Source organism: Xanthobacter sp. BG11Y11_SDJG (assembly GCF_057364445.1).
Genome location: NZ_JBNFNU010000904.1, coordinates 1 through 514 on the forward strand (window position 1 = coordinate 1; position 514 = coordinate 514).

At 72.0% G+C, this 514-nt stretch carries 1 pseudogene; it reads right to left on the reverse strand.

Annotation, left to right across the window (positions count from 1 at the left end):
* Positions 1 to 189: 189 nt before the first annotated feature.
* Positions 190 to 514: pseudogene (locus AC2W7M_RS27220) on the reverse strand (RNA methyltransferase); the annotation flags it as partial.

Sequence of the window (514 nt, forward strand, 5' to 3'; positions counted from 1 at the left end):
CATGACGGCCGGTTTTTGAGTGCCTCCGGCCTGTCTCCCCTTGGACTGCCGTCATCCCCGGCTTGTCCGGGGGATCCACGCCCCGGCGTTGCTGGCGTCGGGATTGAGGCCTGGCGAGAGGCCTGGCGCAAAGGGCAAAGTGGATGCCCCGGACAAGCCGGGGCATGACGCCGGTGGGAAGGCTTGCGCCTACCGCTCGAACACCCCCACCAGTTCCACGTGCGGGCTGTAGCGGAACTGGTCGAACGGCGTGACCCGGCCGAGGCGGAAGCCGCCGTCGATCAGGATCCGCGCGTCGCGCGCGAAGGTCGCGGCGCTGCAGGACACATAGACCACCCGCCCCAGCTTCGCCGCCGCAAGCTGGCGCGCCTGCGCCTCGGCGCCCTGGCGCGGCGGGTCGATGACCACGGCATCGAAGGCGGACAGTTCCTCCGGCAGCAGCGGCGGCGGAACAGGTCGCGCGCCTCGCCCGCGACACCCTTCAGCCCGGCGGTCGCGCGCGCGGCCTTCAGCA